The 17,795-nt window shown below is 68.1% G+C and carries 13 protein-coding genes and 2 pseudogenes; 3 read left to right on the top strand and 12 right to left on the bottom strand.

The window, feature by feature from the left end:
* Position 1: 1 nt before the first annotated feature.
* From IPM49_11215 to IPM49_11205, 3 genes are read right to left on the bottom strand one after another with little or no spacing between them, the layout of a single operon-like run.
* Positions 2-916 carry a PD40 domain-containing protein gene (locus IPM49_11215; GenBank protein MBK9275090.1) on the bottom strand — a complete coding sequence of 305 codons (915 nt, stop codon included), beginning with the start codon at positions 914-916 and terminating at the stop codon, positions 2-4.
* Positions 913-2,205 (bottom strand): DUF885 domain-containing protein, encoded by a 1,293-nt coding sequence (locus IPM49_11210; GenBank protein ID MBK9275089.1) that lies wholly within the window; start codon positions 2,203-2,205, stop codon positions 913-915. Before IPM49_11210 ends, IPM49_11215 begins: the two co-directional genes overlap by 4 nt.
* A complete protein-coding gene (locus IPM49_11205) occupies positions 2,202-3,224 on the bottom strand; it encodes an alpha/beta fold hydrolase (protein ID MBK9275088.1) in 1,023 nt (340 codons plus the stop codon). Before IPM49_11205 ends, IPM49_11210 begins: the two co-directional genes overlap by 4 nt.
* Before the next feature lie 102 nt (positions 3,225-3,326).
* Here IPM49_11205 and IPM49_11200 point away from each other — a divergent pair.
* Positions 3,327-4,549 (top strand): annotated as a pseudogene (locus IPM49_11200) (IS256 family transposase).
* 68 nt (positions 4,550-4,617) lie between these two features.
* On the opposite strand, the gene IPM49_11195 reads toward IPM49_11200, so the two are convergent.
* From IPM49_11195 to IPM49_11175, 5 genes and pseudogenes are all read right to left on the bottom strand, one after another.
* Positions 4,618-4,929 carry a PDZ domain-containing protein gene (locus IPM49_11195; protein ID MBK9275087.1) on the bottom strand — a complete coding sequence of 104 codons (312 nt, stop codon included), beginning with the start codon at positions 4,927-4,929 and terminating at the stop codon, positions 4,618-4,620.
* Positions 4,929-5,987, bottom strand: coding sequence for a hypothetical protein (locus tag IPM49_11190; GenBank protein MBK9275086.1), 1,059 nt, complete (start codon positions 5,985-5,987; stop codon positions 4,929-4,931). Before IPM49_11190 ends, IPM49_11195 begins: the two co-directional genes overlap by 1 nt.
* Positions 5,988-6,104: 117 nt before the next feature.
* Positions 6,105-7,052 (bottom strand): helix-turn-helix transcriptional regulator, encoded by a 948-nt coding sequence (locus tag IPM49_11185; protein ID MBK9275085.1) that lies wholly within the window; start codon positions 7,050-7,052, stop codon positions 6,105-6,107.
* 160 nt (positions 7,053-7,212) lie between these two features.
* Complete coding sequence (locus IPM49_11180; protein ID MBK9275084.1) at positions 7,213-7,833, bottom strand: fibronectin type III domain-containing protein; 621 nt, start codon at positions 7,831-7,833, stop codon at positions 7,213-7,215.
* 948 nt (positions 7,834-8,781) lie between these two features.
* A pseudogene (locus tag IPM49_11175) lies at positions 8,782-10,005 on the bottom strand (IS256 family transposase).
* A 152-nt stretch (positions 10,006-10,157) separates the two neighbouring features.
* On the opposite strand from IPM49_11175, the gene IPM49_11170 reads away from it, so the two are divergent.
* Positions 10,158-11,954, top strand: coding sequence for an excinuclease ABC subunit C (locus IPM49_11170; protein MBK9275083.1), 1,797 nt, complete (start codon positions 10,158-10,160; stop codon positions 11,952-11,954).
* Positions 11,955-12,087: 133 nt separating this feature from the next.
* Here the strand turns inward: IPM49_11170 and IPM49_11165 are convergent, their stop codons facing one another.
* A complete protein-coding gene (locus tag IPM49_11165; protein MBK9275082.1) occupies positions 12,088-12,381 on the bottom strand; it encodes a type II toxin-antitoxin system RelE/ParE family toxin in 294 nt (97 codons plus the stop codon).
* Positions 12,359-12,595 carry a hypothetical protein gene (locus IPM49_11160; protein ID MBK9275081.1) on the bottom strand — a complete coding sequence of 79 codons (237 nt, stop codon included), beginning with the start codon at positions 12,593-12,595 and terminating at the stop codon, positions 12,359-12,361. The genes IPM49_11165 and IPM49_11160 overlap by 23 nt, the downstream gene beginning before the upstream one ends.
* Before the next feature lie 228 nt (positions 12,596-12,823).
* Between IPM49_11160 and IPM49_11155 the strand changes: the two genes are divergently transcribed.
* Complete coding sequence (locus tag IPM49_11155; protein ID MBK9275080.1) at positions 12,824-13,135, top strand: phosphoribosylpyrophosphate synthetase; 312 nt, start codon at positions 12,824-12,826, stop codon at positions 13,133-13,135.
* A gap of 97 nt (positions 13,136-13,232) precedes the next feature.
* On the opposite strand, the gene IPM49_11150 is transcribed toward IPM49_11155, so the two are convergent.
* Together IPM49_11150 and IPM49_11145 are read right to left on the bottom strand one after the other, a co-directional pair.
* The gene (locus IPM49_11150; GenBank protein ID MBK9275079.1) at positions 13,233-14,525 is read right to left on the bottom strand and encodes a TolC family protein; all 1,293 of its coding nucleotides are present in this window, start codon (positions 14,523-14,525) and stop codon (positions 13,233-13,235) included.
* Positions 14,522-17,617 carry an efflux RND transporter permease subunit gene (locus IPM49_11145; protein ID MBK9275078.1) on the bottom strand — a complete coding sequence of 1,032 codons (3,096 nt, stop codon included), beginning with the start codon at positions 17,615-17,617 and terminating at the stop codon, positions 14,522-14,524. Before IPM49_11145 ends, IPM49_11150 begins: the two co-directional genes overlap by 4 nt.
* Between the last annotated feature and the right edge of the window lie 178 nt (positions 17,618-17,795).

Genomic DNA, 17,795 nt, shown 5'->3' with positions numbered 1-17,795 from the left:
CTCAGGGGATGTCGATGACCAGCCGGCGGATGTCGATCGCGCCGTGGTGCCGCTTGTTGTAGATCAGGGTCTTCCCATCCCGGCCGATGAAGGCGCGCCCATCCTCCTCGCCTGGTGCGGCGTGTGTGAGGGTCTCGTCCCCCGTACCGTCCGGATGCACGCGGTGGATGCTGTGCCGGCCGCCCGCCATGGTGCTGTAGTAGATCCACCGGCCGTCCGCACTGTACATCGGCCAGCCATCGGTCACCGTCGGCGTGCGCGTCAGGTTGTCCACCAGCCCGGTCGTGAGGTCGAGGATCACCACGTCGTCGCTGGTCGCGTCGTTGCGCAGGAGCACGATGTGCTTCATGTCCGGTGCGTACCGCGCACAGGTCTCCTCCATCGGCGTGTCGGTGAGGCGCAACACCTCGCGCGAGCCGAGGTCGAGGCGGTACACGTCCAGCGAGCCGTTCCCTCGCGTGCTGTTGAACAGCAGGTACCGCCCATCGGGGCTGAAGTAGGGGTGGATGTCGCGCGCGGCGTGGTCCGTGAGCCGCTCCAGCGCGCTGCCATCGGTGCGCATGCGGTAGATCTCCTCGTTGCCGTCGCGGTCGCTCACGAAGGCCACCCATTCGTTGTCCGCGCTCCAATCGACGAAGTTGTTGTTGTGGGCATCGTGCGTGATGCGCTGCTGCGCGCCGGTGGCCAGGTCCATGATGAACAGTTGCCAGGTGCCCGTGCGGTCGCTCTGGTACAGGATGCGCCGGCCGTCCGCCGAGAGCCGGGGATAGGCGTTCTCCACGCCGGCCTCGTGCAGCAGCACGGTATCGGCCGGGTGCGCCACCGGCGCATCGGAGGCGGCCGGCCCGCGGTCAGGGAACACGCAGGCGGCGAACGGGATCAGCACGAGCAGGGGCTTCACGGTCCTCATGGTCATGGGCTCAGGGTCCTGGTCAGGTGCGTCTCGGCGACGGGCAGCGGCACCATGCCCAGGTCCAGGAAGGTGCGGTGGAAGCGGGCCGCATCGAAGCGCGGACCCAGCGCTTCCGCAAGGCGGTCGCGCAGGCGCTGGATCGCGTCGGCGCCCACCTTGTAGCTCAGGGCCTGCGCCGCCCAGTGCGTCACGCGGGTCACCTCCCGTTCCGCCAGATCAGGCCGGCCCGGGATGTGCCGCTCCCAATACGCCATCGCTTCCGCACGGGACCACCCAAGGCCGTGGATGCCCGCATCGAGCACCACACGCACGGAACGCACCAGGTCCCATTCCCATTTGCCGAGCTCCTGCACGGGATCCGCGTACGCACCCAGCTCCTTCCCGGCGTATTCCACATAGCAGGCCCAGCCCTCGAAGTTGCCGGGGTACAGCAGGTGGACGCGCAGGTCGTCAGCCGCGGTGGCCTGGCGCAGGCTCCATTGCAGGTGGTGGCCGGGGATGGACTCGTGCAGGTAGATCCAGTCCAGGGCCCGGGCATCGAAGCGGCCGAGGTGGAAGTTGAACTGGAACACGTCCGCGCCATAGGCATTGTCGTCGCGGGAGAGGTAGATGCCCGGCGGGGTGTGCGCATCGGCCCCGGGCCATTCCATGGCGGCCACGGGCGGCACCTCCACCGGCCCGACGAGGTGGGCGAGGTGCGCGCGCACGGTGCTGTCCAGCCGGGCGAAGCGCCACAGCATCTCCGCCTTGTCGGTGATCCACGCGGGCCCGGGTGCGCCGCCGAGCTGCGCGTGCAGCCGTTCGATCGCGCGGTGGCAGCGTTCCACCTCCGCTTCGCCGAACGCGATCAGCTCCTGCGGCGTGCGCGCATAGCCGGTGAAGCGCCGCACGAGCAGGCGGTACCAGTCCGCCGCGTCCGGCAGGTCGTGCACGCCGTTCACGGGCATCGGGCGACCGGCCGCGGTCCAGCGCCGCTCCAGCGCGATGCGCTCCAGCTGGTGCGCGGTCTCGAACCGGGCGAGGTCCAGCAGCAGGCCTTCCTCCTGCGTCGCCCCGTGCGCTTCCACCGTGCTCAAGCGGTGCTGCTGTTCGCGGAAGAAGCGCTCCTGCGCCGCCAGCACGCTGTCACTCGGCACCAGGGCCAGGCGTTCGCGCAGGTCCAGCGCGAAGGGTTCCGGGGCCAGCGCGAGGTGGCCGGTGGTGAAGTCGTCCAGCACGGCACGCGGTCCCGCCTGGGCGTGCACGATGGTCGTGAACCCCACCAGCACCGCGATGCCCGCCGCGGTCCTCATGGCGTGCTGCGCATCCAGTCGGCGATCACCCGGCCCACACCGGGCTGGTAGGGCCCTTCGCCGGCCACGGCGGCGCGGAAGTCGTCCGCCTGGTTCATGCCATGGTCGGCATCGGGCACCACCTGGAAGGTGACGCTGCCGGGGTTCTTCGCGTCGATCAGGTCGCGCAGCAGCTCGTGGTCGTGCTTCGCGGCGATGTGGTCGGCCTCGCCCCAGAGCAGGAGCGTGCGCCCGGTGAAGCCCTTCCATGCGGAGGGGATGTTCACCGCATAGAGCTCGTCGTTGTAGGCGCGGGAGCGGGCATCGAAGATGCCGACCAGCTCGCCGCAGCCGGGCTTCTTCGCTTCCACGGCCTCGGTGCTGAGGCCATCGGCGAAGTACCAGGTGGCGCATTCGCCATAGGCCTTGATGAAGTCGTCCGTGCGTTCGGCCTCCCAGCCGTAGGCCTCGCCGATGGTGCGCCGCGTCTTCAGCAGGTACTCCAGGAAGGGGCTGCCGATGGTGCCGTAGGCCACGATGCGCTGCACGGCGGTGCGCTGCGCCACCAGCGGTGCGAAGAGCCCACCCATGCTGTGGCCGATGATGGTCACATCGGTGCTGTCGATGTCCGCGCGGCGCTTCAACTGGGCGATCATCCCGGCATAGCCCGTCATCTCGTCCATGAAGCTCACCGCGCTGCAGGCGGTGCTGCTGCGCGCGGCGTCGCCGATGCCGGGCTTCTCCAGCCGGGCGCAGGCGTAGCCCATGCGGCTCAGGCGGTTCAGCAGCTGCACCTCGCTGCGTGCGGTGTCCAGGGGTGCGTCCAGCGAGTAGCAGCCGATGCCGCCGATGAAGACCACGAGCGGCGCGCGGTCCAGCTGGCGCGTGCGCGGCCGGGTGAGGATGGCGCGCTGCGTGCCGTTCACCGTGGGGTGCGCCGTGTACTCCACGCGCAGGTCGGCATAGCGCTCCTCCGGCCAGCCCATCAGCTTCAGCGTGCCGGTCACCGGCTTGGTGTCGCGCAGCAGGCGGTAGGCCACCGAGGCGCCGGTGCTGTGTTTCGCCAGTTCGGCGAAGACCGCGTCGGTGAGACTGTTCAGTAAAGTGTGTCAGGCCGGATTGCGAACTTCAACACCTGACCCATGGAGGACAAGACGGACAAGTTCGATTACGAAGCCTTCGAGAAGGAGGCCATGAAGCAATTGCTACTGGGCAAGCCCTTGAGCGGCAGCGATGGGGTGCTGACCCCGCTGGTGAAGCGACTGATGGAGGCCTCGCTACGGGGCGAGCTGAGCGCTCACCTGGCCGAGGAGCCGCCTGGAGGTAACCGGCGCAACGGACATGGGCGCAAGCGGGTGAAGACCGCCCACGGAGAGGTGGAGATCGCCACGCCGCGCGACCGTGAGGGAACCTTCGACCCGGTGCTGCTGCCCAAGCGCGAGCGCGTGCTGAACGCCGAGCTGGACATGAAGATCATCAAGCTCTACGGGCTTGGGATGAGCCAGCGCGACATAAGCGACCATGTGCGGGACCTGTACGGCATCGAGGTGAGCGAGGCCACGATCAGCGCGGTGACCGACCAGGTGATCGCCGATGTACAGACCTGGCGGCAGCGGCCCTGGAGGCGCGCTACGCGATCGTGTGGCTCGATGCCATCCACTTCAAGGTGAAGCAGGAAGGGCGCGTGGTGAACAAGGCCGTATACACCGCCTTGGGCGTTGGCCCCGATGGCCACAAGGACCTGCTGGGCCTGTACGTGGGGCAGAGCGAAGGGGCCAAGTTCTGGCTGGGCGTGCTGGGCGACCTGCGCCAACGCGGCGTGGAGGACATGCTGATCGCATGCATCGACAACCTGAGCGGCTTCTCCGACGCGATCTCCTTGGTGTACCCACAGAGCGATATCCAGCTCTGCATCGTGCACCAGGTGCGCAATACCCTGAAGTACATCAGCTACAAGCACTACAAGGAGGTGGTCAAGGACATGCGGGCCATCTACCGGGCCCCTGGTGAGCAGCAAGCGCTGCATGCCCTGGAGGTCTTCAGCGACAAATGGGGGGAACGCTACCCGCAGGCGGTGAGCTCCTGGCACACCAACTGGCCGCTGCTGGCCAGCCAGTACCGCTACAGCGAGCGCATCCGGCGGCTCATCTACACCACCAATCCCATCGAGGGCTTCCACGCTCAGCTGCGCAAGTACACCAAGACCAAGCGCGTCTTCGACAACGACATGGCCCTGCTCAAGCTGCTCTATCTGGCCCAGCAGCGCATCGTGGAGAAAATGGCCGCCAAGCCCATCTTCGCTTGGAGGGAGATAGCCGCCGAGCTACGCCTGCTCTTCGGCCCACGCTTCGATCCACAGGCGATCAACACCGATCAACAGGTTCTGAGTCTCCCCCGGACCCCCTCGTTCAAAACCCAACAACATCAACATCATCAGCAATAACGATGATGACACACTTTATCTAACAGACCCGCGTCGGTGGCGCCCACGCCCACGCCCCCCAGCTCCGCCAGCAGGTCGCCCCGCTTCCACCCCGCCGCCTCGCCGGAGCCCCCGGGCAGCACCTCGCTCACCAGCACCGCGCGCGTGTCGCCCACGCCCATGATGCGCCGCAGGTCGTCCGTGAGGTTCTCCATGCGGATGCCGAGGAAGACGCGGCGGGGCAGGTCGGTGGCGGGCTGTGCGGTGCAGGCCGGGGCCAGCGCCAGCGCAACGAGGAGCAGGGGGGTGCGGAACAGGGGCATCAGCGGTGGTGGATCAGGGGCAGGGCGAAGGTGCGGTGGGGCGTGGTGATGTGCACCAGCAGCAGGCCGCCGGGCAGGGCGGTGCCGTCCAGCTCCAGCGCATCGGCGCCGGCGGGCCAGGGCTCGCGGTGCACCGCGCGGCCGTCCGGTGTGCGCACGGTGAGCAGCGCGCCCGTGCCGGCGGGGGCGGGCAGCCGCACGCGCACCCGGTGCGCAAAGGGGTTCGGCGCGGCCAGCGCGGCAGCACCCGGTCGTTCCACCAGGCCCACGGCATCCATCCCGTTGAGGGCGTTCACGGTGACCGAGGTGCTGCCGTTGGTCGCTGTAAAGGTGCTGTGGCGCAGCAGCGGCCAGCGCACCCCGGGCACCCACCACCGGTAGGTGTCCACCCAGCTGGTGTCCGGACCGTTGTAGGCCACGCTGTAGCCCCAGGTGTGCACGCGCAGGGCGCCGGGGAAGCTGCCGTAGGGCATCACCAGGGTGCCCTCGCCATCCACCGTGTGCCGGCGCATGCCGCAGAAGTGGTAGGCCACGCCCAGGCCGCTGGAGGTGTAGCAGAAGGGGTCGGCCACGGTGTCGCCCAGGGGCAGCGGGGCGGGGATGTTCAGCTCCGGATCGTCGTGCACGTAGGTGAGCACCGGGCCGTGCGCGGCCAGGTCCACCAGGCCGCTGTCCGTGGTGGCGCGGTACTCGAACACCTCATAGCCGGGGTCCTGGCTCAGGGTCCACCGCATCACATGGTCGCACGCCGGGTAGGCGGCGATCAGCGGGGCGTCCTGCGGGTCGATGCAGGCCTGCACCGCGTAGGCCGTGGGCACCAGCTGCAGGGCGCTCTGGTCCCACAGCACCCCCATGCCCGCCGCACCCGGCATCACGTTCTGGTCGTCGTCCACGCTGTGCCAGCGGAAGGTGTCGCCCACCACGGGAATGGCCTGCTGGGGCAGCAGCGTCTGCGCCGGACCGCGGTAGGGCCAGGCCAGGGCCAGCAGCAGCGCGGGCAGCAGGGGGGTGAGGTGCGGATGCGAAGGGGTGGTGGGTCGGGTGCGGGTTCCGTACATGCGCGTGTGGGGCCGGGGTTCAGGACCGGCGTGGGGCCAAGGTGCCGCATCGGCGGCCGGCGGGCATGTGCGGGGTGTGCTATTCCCGGGTGCGGTCTGGGCAGCGGTCGGGGTCGTTCAGGCAGCGGAGCGCCGCTCGGCCCCCGGGGTGCGCCCGTGGTGCAGGCGGTAGCTGCGCACAAAGGAGCTGGCGTCCGCCAGGCCCACCGCCGTGGCCACGGCGTGCACCGGCAGGTCGGTGCCGCGCAGCAGCTGGCGCGCCCGCTCCAGCCGCAGCTGTTGCAGGTAGGCGTGCGGCGGCCGCCCGAAGGCCTGCCGGAACAGCCGCTTGAAGTGGTGCTCGCTGAGGCAGGCCACGCGGGCCAGCTGGGCCACGGTGAGCGGCTCGTGGAGGTGCGCGTGCGCATGGTCGCGTGCGGTGGTGAGCCGTCGCCACAGCTCGCGGCGCGTGGCGGCCCGCAGCGCCGGCAGCCGGTCGGCCGCCGCCCGCTGGCCCGTGCGCAGGTCCAGCAGATGCTCCAGCAGCCGCTCGTGCAGGGGATCCACCCCGGCGGGGTCCACCGTGCCGGCGGGCGCCCGCACCAGCCCGTGCAGCTGCGCGAACAGCGCGTGCACCGTGGCGTCCATCGGGTGCAGCGCGTCGCCGAACAGCGGGTCCGGTCCGTGGTGCCACGGGTCGTCCAGCAGCTGTTCGGCGGTGGCCGTCCGCGCGCGCAGCGCCTCGGCCGCCAGCCCGGGCCTGAAGCCCACCATCAGCATCTCCTGCTCCTGGTCGCCGCCGAAGGCCGTGCGGTAGTGCTGCCCCTGGTCCACCACCAGGTAGTTCTCCGCGTGCACCACCCGGTCCGCCCCGCCCACCCGGTACCATTGGCGCCCGTTCAGCATCAGCCGCACGCTGAGGCGCGACACGTGGTCGGCGCATTCCTCCAGCCGGCGGGTGCGGATGTACAGCGTGCCGCTCTCCAGCGCTCGCATGTCGATGCCCGCATGCCGCGAGCAGAACACCTGCCCCATCAGCAGGCTGCGCGTGCTTTCGCAGTACGGGCAGCGCTCGGCACCGGCCATGCCCAAAGCTACCCGGGGGGGGCGTGCGGCGGTGGCGCCGCCGTCACCGCGATCACCGTTCGTCACCACCCCCCCAACGCCAAGGACCCCGACCGAAGCCGGGGCCCTTGTGCCTGACGCGTGGGTGGCCCCCCGCTCGCGGGGCCACGCGGGGGTCCGCTTATGCGGCGCGGCCCATGGCCGGGTCGCACTGCAGGCCTTCGCCCGCGGCACCGATGGCGCTCACGCAGAACCAGTAGGCCTTGTAGCTCTCCAGGTCCGTCACCAGGTGGCTGGCCCTGGTGGTGTAGCCGATGGCTTCCCAGTTGGCCTCCACGTTGGGGTCGCTGGCCGTCATCCACACCTGGTAGCCGCGGGCCCCGTGCACCGTGCGCCAGCGCAGTTCCAAGGCGCCCTTGCTGTTGGTCATGCGCACCCGCATGTCCCGCGCCGTGCCGGGCACGCCCACCGGTTCGGGCCGCTTGGCCAGCTCGAAGCCGCTGGTGGTGAGCTTCGCCGCATCGCCCTGGGCCACCATCCGCACATAGTCCGCCACGCTGCGCAGGATGCCCCGCACCTCCATCACCCGGGCATCGCGGGCCGCACGTGCCGCCTGGCTGCCATTGATGGCCTCCAGGATGGCCGCCTCCAGCGTGTCCGCCTTCGCCGCCAGGTCCGCCGCCGACGTCGGCGGGCTGGGGAAGTTCGCGTTCCCGTCCAACTTCTCCGCCACGTTGCGCAGCAGGGCTTGCGCTCGCAGGGGGGTCAGATCGAACAGGTTCAACTTGATGTTCGCCTTCATGGGTTCCGCTCCGTGGACCCGGTGGAGCGACGCCGTTGTTGTGAGCGATCCGGGCCGTGTTACGCCAGGGGATCGGTACAGGGGGCATGTTCGTGCGGGTTATGCGGAATGGCATGGAACGCACATTCGGGAGCTGGCGTCGATGGCAGGCCTGCGCACGCCGTATGCCCGAAAGAATAAGTGGCGCCGGGCGTAACCCGATGCGCGCCCGGGTGGCCTCACCCGCCCGGCGGGTCGCTCTTCCGCGGGGTCCAAGGTGGTGGTCCCGGTGGTCCACTGGTGTCGTGGTGGAGGGCGAAGGCGATCGTCCTGGAGGTGCACCGTTGTCGTGGTGAAGGGCGAAGGCGATCGCCTTGGAGGTGCACCGGTGTCGTGGTGGAGGGCGAAGGCGATCGCCCTGGAGGTGCACCGTTGTCGTGGTGAAGGGCGAAGGCGATCGCCTTGGAGGTGCACCGGTGTCGTGGTGGAGGGCGAAGGCGATCGCCCTGGAGGTGCACCGGTGTCGTGGTGGAGGGCGAAGGCGATCGTCCTGGAGGTGCACCGTTGTCGTGGTGAAGGGCGAAGGCGATCGCCTTGGAGGTGCACCGGTGTCGTGGTGGAGGGCGAAGGCGATCGCCCTGGAGGTGCACCCGTGTCGTGGTGGAGGGCGAAGGCGATCGTCCTGGAGGTTCACCCGTGTCGTGGTGGAGGGCGAAGGCGATCGACCTGGAGGTTCACCCGTGTCGTGGTGGAGGGCCAGGGCTGTGGTCCGGGTGGCCCCCACCTGTCGCGGTGGAGCTCGCCGGCGGGTGGTGCAGTGCACCGGTGCGGAGGAGCCGGAAGGCCCCCGCCCCCGGCATCGGGTCTGTTAGATAAAGTGTGTCATCATCGTTATTGCTGATGATGTTGATGTTGTTGGGTTTTGAACGAGGGGGTCCGGGGGAGACTCAGAACCTGTTGATCGGTGTTGATCGCCTGTGGATCGAAGCGTGGGCCGAAGAGCAGGCGTAGCTCGGCGGCTATCTCCCTCCAAGCGAAGATGGGCTTGGCGGCCATTTTCTCCACGATGCGCTGCTGGGCCAGATAGAGCAGCTTGAGCAGGGCCATGTCGTTGTCGAAGACGCGCTTGGTCTTGGTGTACTTGCGCAGCTGAGCGTGGAAGCCCTCGATGGGATTGGTGGTGTAGATGAGCCGCCGGATGCGCTCGCTGTAGCGGTACTGGCTGGCCAGCAGCGGCCAGTTGGTGTGCCAGGAGCTCACCGCCTGCGGGTAGCGTTCCCCCCATTTGTCGCTGAAGACCTCCAGGGCATGCAGCGCTTGCTGCTCACCAGGGGCCCGGTAGATGGCCCGCATGTCCTTGACCACCTCCTTGTAGTGCTTGTAGCTGATGTACTTCAGGGTATTGCGCACCTGGTGCACGATGCAGAGCTGGATATCGCTCTGTGGGTACACCAAGGAGATCGCGTCGGAGAAGCCGCTCAGGTTGTCGATGCATGCGATCAGCATGTCCTCCACGCCGCGTTGGCGCAGGTCGCCCAGCACGCCCAGCCAGAACTTGGCCCCTTCGCTCTGCCCCACGTACAGGCCCAGCAGGTCCTTGTGGCCATCGGGGCCAACGCCCAAGGCGGTGTATACGGCCTTGTTCACCACGCGCCCTTCCTGCTTCACCTTGAAGTGGATGGCATCGAGCCACACGATCGCGTAGCGCGCCTCCAAGGGCCGCTGCCGCCAGGTCTGTACATCGGCGATCACCTGGTCGGTCACCGCGCTGATCGTGGCCTCGCTCACCTCGATGCCGTACAGGTCCCGCACATGGTCGCTTATGTCGCGCTGGCTCATCCCAAGCCCGTAGAGCTTGATGATCTTCATGTCCAGCTCGGCGTTCAGCACGCGCTCGCGCTTGGGCAGCAGCACCGGGTCAAAGGTTCCCTCACGGTCGCGCGGCGTGGCGATCTCCACCTCTCCGTGGGCGGTCTTCACCCGCTTGCGCCCATGTCCGTTGCGCCGGTTACCTCCAGGCGGCTCCTCGGCCAGGTGAGCGCTCAGCTCGCCCCGTAGCGAGGCCTCCATCAGTCGCTTCACCAGCGGGGTCAGCACCCCATCGCTGCCGCTCAAGGGCTTGCCCAGTAGCAATTGCTTCATGGCCTCCTTCTCGAAGGCTTCGTAATCGAACTTGTCCGTCTTGTCCTCCATGGGTCAGGTGTTGAAGTTCGCAATCCGGCCTGACACACTTTACTGAACAGTCTCTGGAACGCCCCTTGGCGAAACGCGCCGGAAGAGGGGGCATTCCACTCGTCACTCGCCACTCGCCACTCACCACTCGTTCCTCCCGATCTTCGCCCTGCATGTCCATCGACATCCGCGAGAAGGTCCGCCTGCTGCCGCACACCCCCGGCGTGTACCAGTTCTTCGATGCCGACGGCAAGATCCTCTACGTGGGCAAGGCCAAGAGCCTCCGCCACCGCGTGGGCAGCTACTTCGCCAAGGACCACCCCGATGGCAAGACGCGCCTGCTGGTCAAGCGCATCGCTGACCTGCGCGTGATCCACGTGCCCACCGAGTTCGAGGCGCTGCTGCTGGAGAACAGCCTCATCAAGGAGCTGCAGCCGCGCTTCAACATCAACCTGCGCGACGACAAGAGCTTCCCCTTCATCCGCATCCGCAACGAGCGCTTCCCCCGCGTGGAGGGCATGCGCAACCCCGAGGACGACGGCAGCGCCTACTTCGGCCCCTACGCCGGTGTGCGCACCATGAAGACCATGCTCGGCCTGGTGCACAAGCTCTACAAGCTCCGCACCTGCAGCTACGACCTCACCCCGAGGAACATCGAACAGAAGAAGTTCAAGCGCTGCCTGGAGTACCACATCGGCAACTGCAAGGCGCCCTGCGAAGGGCTGCAATCACAGGCCGAGTACGACGCCAACATGGAACAGGTGCTGCAGATCGTGAAGGGGCGCGTGAGCGGGCTCATCAAGGTGTTGAAGGAGCAGATGCAGCATCACGCCGAGCGGCTCGAGTTCGAGGCCGCCGAGGACTACCGCCAGAAGCTGGAGCGTCTGGAGCAGTACCGCGCCAAGAGCATCGTGGTGAACCCCGACATCGGCGACGTGGATTGCTACGGGCTGGTGAGCGATACCGCCAGCACCTACGTCAACTACATGCGCGTGATCGACGGCGCGGTGGTGCACGGCATCACCATCGAACTCAAGCGCAAGCTCGATGAGAGCGACGTGGAGATGCTGCAGGCCGCCATCGCCGAACTGCGCCAGCGCTACAAGAGCCTGGCCCCCGAGGCCATCGCGCCCTTCGAGCCGGAGATCGAGGTGCCCGGTGTGCGCTTCACGGTGCCGCAGCGCGGCGACAAGAAGCAGCTGCTGGAGCTCTGCGAGCGCAACGCCCGCTACTTCATGCTGGACAAGCAGAAGCAGGAGAAGCTCACCGACCCCGAGGGGGCCACCACCCGCATCCTGGAGCAGCTGCAGCAGGACCTGCGCCTCACCGAGCTGCCGCGCCACATCGAGTGCTTCGACAACAGCAACACCCAGGGCACCGACCCCGTCAGCGCCTGCGTGGTCTTCAAGGACGCCAAGCCCAGCAAGAAGGACTACCGCCACTTCAACATCCGCACGGTGGAGGGGCCGGACGACTTCGCCAGCATGGAGGAGGCCGTGGAGCGCCGCTACAGCCGGCTGATCACCGAGGGCGAACCGCTGCCCCAGCTCATCGTCATCGATGGCGGCAAGGGCCAGCTGGGCGCCGCGCTCAACGCCTTGGAACGGCTGGGCCTGCGCGGCAAGGTGGCCATCATCGGCATCGCCAAGAAACTGGAGGAGATCGTTTTCCCCGGCGACCCCGTCCCGCTGCACATCGACAAGCGCAGCTCCTCGCTGAAGGTGATCCAGCACATGCGCAACGAGGCGCACCGCTTCGGCATCACGCACCACCGGGGCAAGCGCAGCAAGCGCATCATCCGCACCGGCCTGGAGGAGATCCCCGGCATCGGCCCCGGCACCGCCCAGAAGCTCCTCACCCGCTTCGGCAGCATCAAAGGCATCCGCGAGGCCCTGCCGGAGGATGTGGCGGCCGTGGTGGGCGCGAAGAAGGCGGAGGCGGTGTTGCGAGGGCTTGCCGCCGCGCAATAGCCAGCGCGAGGCCCCGGACAGAAAATTAGCGGATCATATGATCAGAAAATGCAATGCGCGCTTCGATCGGGCGTGATGCTTGGTCTTCAGGTAGTGCATCGCCCAGGGATCATTTTCTGATCATCGGATCGTTCTACCACGTCGCATCCGACCGGTTGTCGAACATGGCCACGATCACTACGCGGTCACGGTAAACGCGGTACACCGCCGAGGTGTTCCGGTGAACGAAGCCCAGCCGGTAGTGCTTGTTCCGTTGGCTTCGCTTGAACCCGTTCGGCCAGCGGGCGATCAGCGCCTCGAACTCCTGCACCATGTCCAGCAAGTGATCCGCTTCGCGCTGGCTCCAGCATTCGATCACGAAGGCATACAACCGGTCCAGGTCCCGCTCGGCACGGGCGGTCCACTCAACGCTTCGGAGCGCGGCCATACTTTTTCCACACTTCGGCGGAAGAGCGTACACGGCCGGCCTTGATGTCGGCCTCGCCTTCGGCGATGGCCGCCTGCTGCTCGGCCGTCAGACTGTCGTACCAGTCGTGGGCCTCGTTGGCCTGCTTGAAGTGGAGCAGCGATGCCAACAGCCCCTTGTCGTCCACCTGGCTCAACCAGCGGATCAACTCCAGGCGCATGCTGTCGGTGCTCATCGGGCCGTGTTGAGGAACCCAAAGCTACGGAAGCGCGGTTCTCCCGGCACCGCACAAAAGCTCCTCACCCGCTTCGGCAGCATCACGGGCGTCCGCGAGGCGCTGCCGGAGGGCGTGGTCGCCATGCGGCGCGCACACGAGCAGGACCGCACAGCGGACATCAGCCCACCCCGTGAAGCGCGCCCGCCCCGCATCCCAGGCCCCCGCACCCTGCCGTACCTTTTCCGCATGCCCACCTACGCCACCCTCTCCGAAGCCGTGGACGACCTGCAGCGCCGCGGCTACACGGACGACCTGACCCTGGGCGGCCACTGCCTCGTGTGCACGGCCCATGGCCTCAGCCTCGATCCGGCCGCCTTCGAGATCGATGAGTTCCACCGCTTCGAGGGCATGAACGACCCCGACGACCAGAGCATCGTGTACGCCATCCGCTCCGTGGATGGGCGCATCCGGGGCACCCTCGTGAACGCCTACGGCCCCGATGCCTCCGCCCTGACGCAGGAGATGGTGCGCAAGCTGGCCACGCACGGACGGGGGTGAGGCGGGTGTGCCGCAGCGCACCGTCCCGCGGGGGACGATCGGCGGATCAGCGGATCGAACGGCTTCGACCGGAACTTGGCTGAGCGTGTGACCCCACCTACACCAGCCTGCCGGCCAGCCACTGGAGCTGCAGCTCAGCGAGCTTCGCCTCGTAGCGGGCCACCAACAGGCGCTGCTCGGCGCTCACCAGCGCGAGCTGCACCTCGCGCAGCTCCACGGCGGTGATGGCCCCCAGGCGGTAGCTCTCCAGGGCGACGGTGCTCTGGGTGCGGGCCCCTTCGAGGTTCTGCTCCTCCAGGGCCACGCGCCGGCCGGCCGTGGCATAGGCGGTCCAAGTGGTCAGGATGCGCTCCTCCAGGCCAAGCTCCGCCTGCTGGGTACCGAGCTCCGCCCGTTCCCGCTCCACCTTCGCCACCTGCATCGCACTGCGTCCCTGCAGGCCTGCGAAGAGGGGGATGCGGATGCGCGCGCCGTAGTCGGGACCGAGCGCCTGATTGCTCTGCAGGATGCCGACGGCGCTGGTGCTGCGCGTGTAGCCGTAGTTGGCGAAGAGGTCCACCTGCGGCAGCAGCGCCCCGCGCAGCTCCTTCACGCTGAGGTCGGCGGCGATGCGCTGCTGCCGGGCCTGTTGCAGGTCGCTGTTGGCCTGCCGGGCGGCCAGCTGCACCCCGGCCAGCTCCAGGGGCGCGGGGGCGGGCACCTCGGCGGCCACCTCCACGGGGGTGGCGGGGTCGCGGCCCAGCAGGGCGTTGAGGCGGGCGGCGCCCGCAGCCTCCTGCACCTGCAGGTCGAGCACGGCGGCGCTGTCGGCGCTGAGGTCGAGCCGCGCCTGCACCACCTGCAGGCCGCTGCCGCTGCCGATGCGCTCGGCGGCCTGCGCGATGGCGAGGCGCTCGCGGCTGATGCGCACGCCCTGCTGCTGCACGGCGATGGCGCGGCGTAGCTGCACCAGCTGGTAGTAGGCGGCCAGCGCCTCGTAGACGGTGGCCTCGATGCGCTGCCGCAGCTGCGTCTGCCCGATCAGCTCCAGGGCCTCCAGCCGGTCCTTGGCAGCCCACATGGCCAGCCCGTCGAAGACGGTCCAGTTGAGCTGCACGGCGGCATTGAGCACGCGCTGGTCGGCGTTGTCGCGCTCGCGCACCTCGCCGCTGAAGAAGGTCTGCGTGGTGGCGCTGTTGTCGATGCTGTACTGTCCCACGGCGTCGAGGGTGGGCAGCATGCCGGCGTTGCCGGCGGTGTTCATCAGTTCGGCGCTGCGGGCATCGAGGCGCGCCATGCGGATGCCGTGGTTCTGCTCCACGGCGATGCGCACGGCCTCCTCGGCGGTGAGCGCCTGCGCCGCGGCGGTGGCGGCGAGGAGGAGGACGGCGATGGTGGCGGGGGCCCTCATGCGTGCGGTGCGTGTTCGTGGTCCGCGGCGGGGGCCTGCGGCGGTTCGGCGCTGCGCTCGCGGCTCATGTAGCTGTAGAGCGCCGGCACCACGTAGAGGGTGAGCACCAGCGCGAACAGCAGCCCGCCGATGATGGCCACGCCCATGGGCACGCGGCTCCTGGCGGCGGCGCCCAGGCCCAGGGCGATGGGCAGCGCGCCGAGGATGGTGGCCAGGCTGGTCATGAGGATGGGGCGGAAGCGCTGCACGGCGGCATCGAGCACGGCGTCCATCTTCCCCAGGCCCTGCTCCTTGCGCTGGTTGGCGAACTCCACGATGAGGATGCCGTTCTTGGTGACCAGGCCCACCAGCACGATGATGCCGATCTGCGAGAAGATGTTGAGCGTGTGGCCACCGAGCCAGAGGCTCACCACGGCGCCGGCGAGGGCGAGGGGCACGGTGAGCATCACCACCAGCGGGTCGATGAAGCTCTCGAACTGCGCGGCGAGGATGAGGAAGATGAGCACCAGGGCCAGGAGGAAGGCGAAGAGGAGGCTGCTGCCGCTCTCGGCGAACTCCTTGCTCACGCCGCCCAGCGCGGTGCTGAAGCTGTCGTCCAGCACCTCCTTCTTGATGCGGTCCATGGCGGCGATGCCGTCGCCGATGGTGTAGCCCTCGGCGGGGTCGGCGCTCACGGTGGCGCTCACATAGCGGTTGTAGCGGAAGAGCTGCGGCGGGGTGCTGCGGTCGCTGAGGCGCACCAGGTTGTCCAGCTGGATGAGCTCGCCCTTGTCGTTGCGCACGTAGGCGCTGCTGAGGTCGATGGGTGCGTCGCGGTTGTCGCGCGTGGCCTGGCCGATCACCTGGTACTGCTTGCCGTTCATGATGAAGTAGCCGTAGCGCTGGCCGCTGAAGTAGAGCTGCAGGGTCTCGGCGATGTCCTGCATGGTGACGCCCATGGCGCGCGCGCGGTCGCGGTCGATCTCCACGTTCAGTTCGGGCTTGTTGAACTTGAGGTTGAGGTCCACCACGCGGAAGGTCTTGTCCTGCGCGGCCTTCTCCATGAAGGCGGGGATCACGGCGCGGAGCCGCTCGAAGTCGGGCGCCTGGATCACGTACTCCACGGGCAGGCGGGTGAAGCGGGAGCCGCCGATGGTGGGCTCCTGGATCACGAAGCTGCGGGCCAGGTTGAAGCCCTGGATCTTCGCCATCACGGCCTTGGCCAGCTCGTCCTGTGTGCGGCTGCGCTCGCCGGGCGGCACCAAAGCCACGCGCACGAAGCCGTTGTTGGTGCTGCTGGCGGTGCCGAAGCCGGGTGCGGTGACGCTGATGAGGGCCTGGCGCTCGGGCAGGGTGTCCACCACCTCGATGATGTTCGCCAGGTAGGCGTTCATCAGTTCGAAGCTGGTGCCTTCCGGGGCGGTGCTCTGCACCATGAAGCGGCTCTTGTCCTCCATGGGGGCCAGTTCGCTCTGCAGCTGGGCGCCCGCGGCCCAGATGAGCGCGCCGCTGGCGCCCATGATGGCGAAGGCCCAGCGGCGGCGGCGCAGGAAGCGCGCAAGCGAGCGCTGATAGGCGGCGGCCAGCCGGTCGAAGAAGCGCTCGGTGGCCTCGAAGAAGCGGCTGTGCTTCTCCTTGCGGCGCAGCATGCGCGCGCTCATCATGGGCGTGAGGGTGAGGGAGACCACCGCGCTGATGAGCACCGAGCCGGCCACCACGATGCCGAACTCGCGGAAGAGGCGGCCCGTGAGCCCGCTGAGGAAGATGATGGGCAGGAAGACCGCCGCCAGCGTGATGGTGGTACTGATGATGGCGAAGGTGATCTCGCGGCTGCCCTCGTGGCCGGCGCGCATCGGGTCCATGCCGCCCTCGATCTTGGCGTAGATGTTCTCCAGCACCACGATGGCATCGTCCACCACGATGCCGGTGGCCAGCACGATGGCGAGCAGCGTGAGGATGTTGATGCTGAAGCCCGCCACGTACATGATGAAGAAGGCGCCGATGAGCGAGATGGGGATGGCCACCACGGGGATGAGCGTGGTGCGCCAGTCGCGCAGGAAGAGGAAGATGACGAGCACCACCAGGCCGAAGGCGATGAGGATGGTCTCCTCCACCTCCAGGATGGCGGCGCGGATGCCCACGGTGGTGTCCAGCGCGATGGTGTAGCGCAGGTCGGCGGGCATGTCCTTCTTGATCTGCGCCACGCGCTTGTGGAACTCGTCGGCGATGGCCACGTAGTTGCTGCCGGGCTGGGGGGTGACGGCCACGGCCACCTGGGGCACGCCGCCGTTGCCGCGCAGCAGGCTGCGCTCGTTCTCGGGCCGCAGCTCGGCCACGCCCACGTCCCGGAGCTTGATCACGCGGCCGCCGGCATCGCGCAGGATCAGGTCGTTGAACTGCTCAGGCGTGGTGAGGCGGCCCAGGGTGCGGATGCTGAGCTCGGTGCGGAAGCCCTCGATGCGGCCGGCGGGCAGCTCCACGTTCTCGCGGTCCAGCGCTGCGCGTACGTCCGCCGGGGTGATGCCCAGCCCCGCCATCTTCACGGGGTCCAGCAGCAGCTTCATGCTGTATTTCTTGTCGCCCCAGATGTTGATGGCGCTCACCCCGGGGATGGTCTGCAGCCGTTCCTTGAAGTTGTCGTTGGCGATCTGCGAGAGCTCCAGCAGGCTGCGCTGGTCGCTCTGGATGGTCATCGACAGGATGGGGCTGCTGTCCGCATCGCTCTTGGCCACGATGGGGGGCTCCACATCGGCGGGCAGGTTGCGCACGCTGCGGCTCACCCGGTCGCGCACATCGTTGGCCGCGGCCTCCAGGTCCACGTCCAGCTCGAACTCCACGGTGATGGTGCTGCGGCCGTCGCTGCTCACGCTGGTGAGGGTGCGGATGCCGGCGATGCCGTTGATGCTCTCCTCCAGCACCTCGGTGATCTGGCTCTCCACCACATCGGCGTTGGCGCCCACGTAGTTGGTGGTGACGGTGATGATGGGCGGGTCCACGCTGGGGTACTCGCGCACGCCGAGGAAGGTGAAGCCGATGCCGCCGAACAGCACGATCAGGATCGAGATCACCGTGGCGAGCACGGGCCTGTTGATGCTGATGGAGCTGATGGTCATGCGTGCAAAGTCCCGGGGTGAATGGCGAATGGGAGTTGGTGAATGGTGGCTCCTTGGACTACGCGCCGTTCGCCCACCCCGGGGGTCTGTTAGATAAAGTGTGTCATCATCGTTATTGCTGATGATGTTGATGTTGTTGGGTTTTGAACGAGGGGGTCCGGGGGAGACTCAGAACCTG

This window comes from Flavobacteriales bacterium (genome assembly GCA_016715895.1).
Taxonomy (GTDB): domain Bacteria; phylum Bacteroidota; class Bacteroidia; order Flavobacteriales_F; family PHOS-HE28; genus PHOS-HE28.
This window is presented reverse-complemented; position numbering and strand designations above follow the sequence as displayed.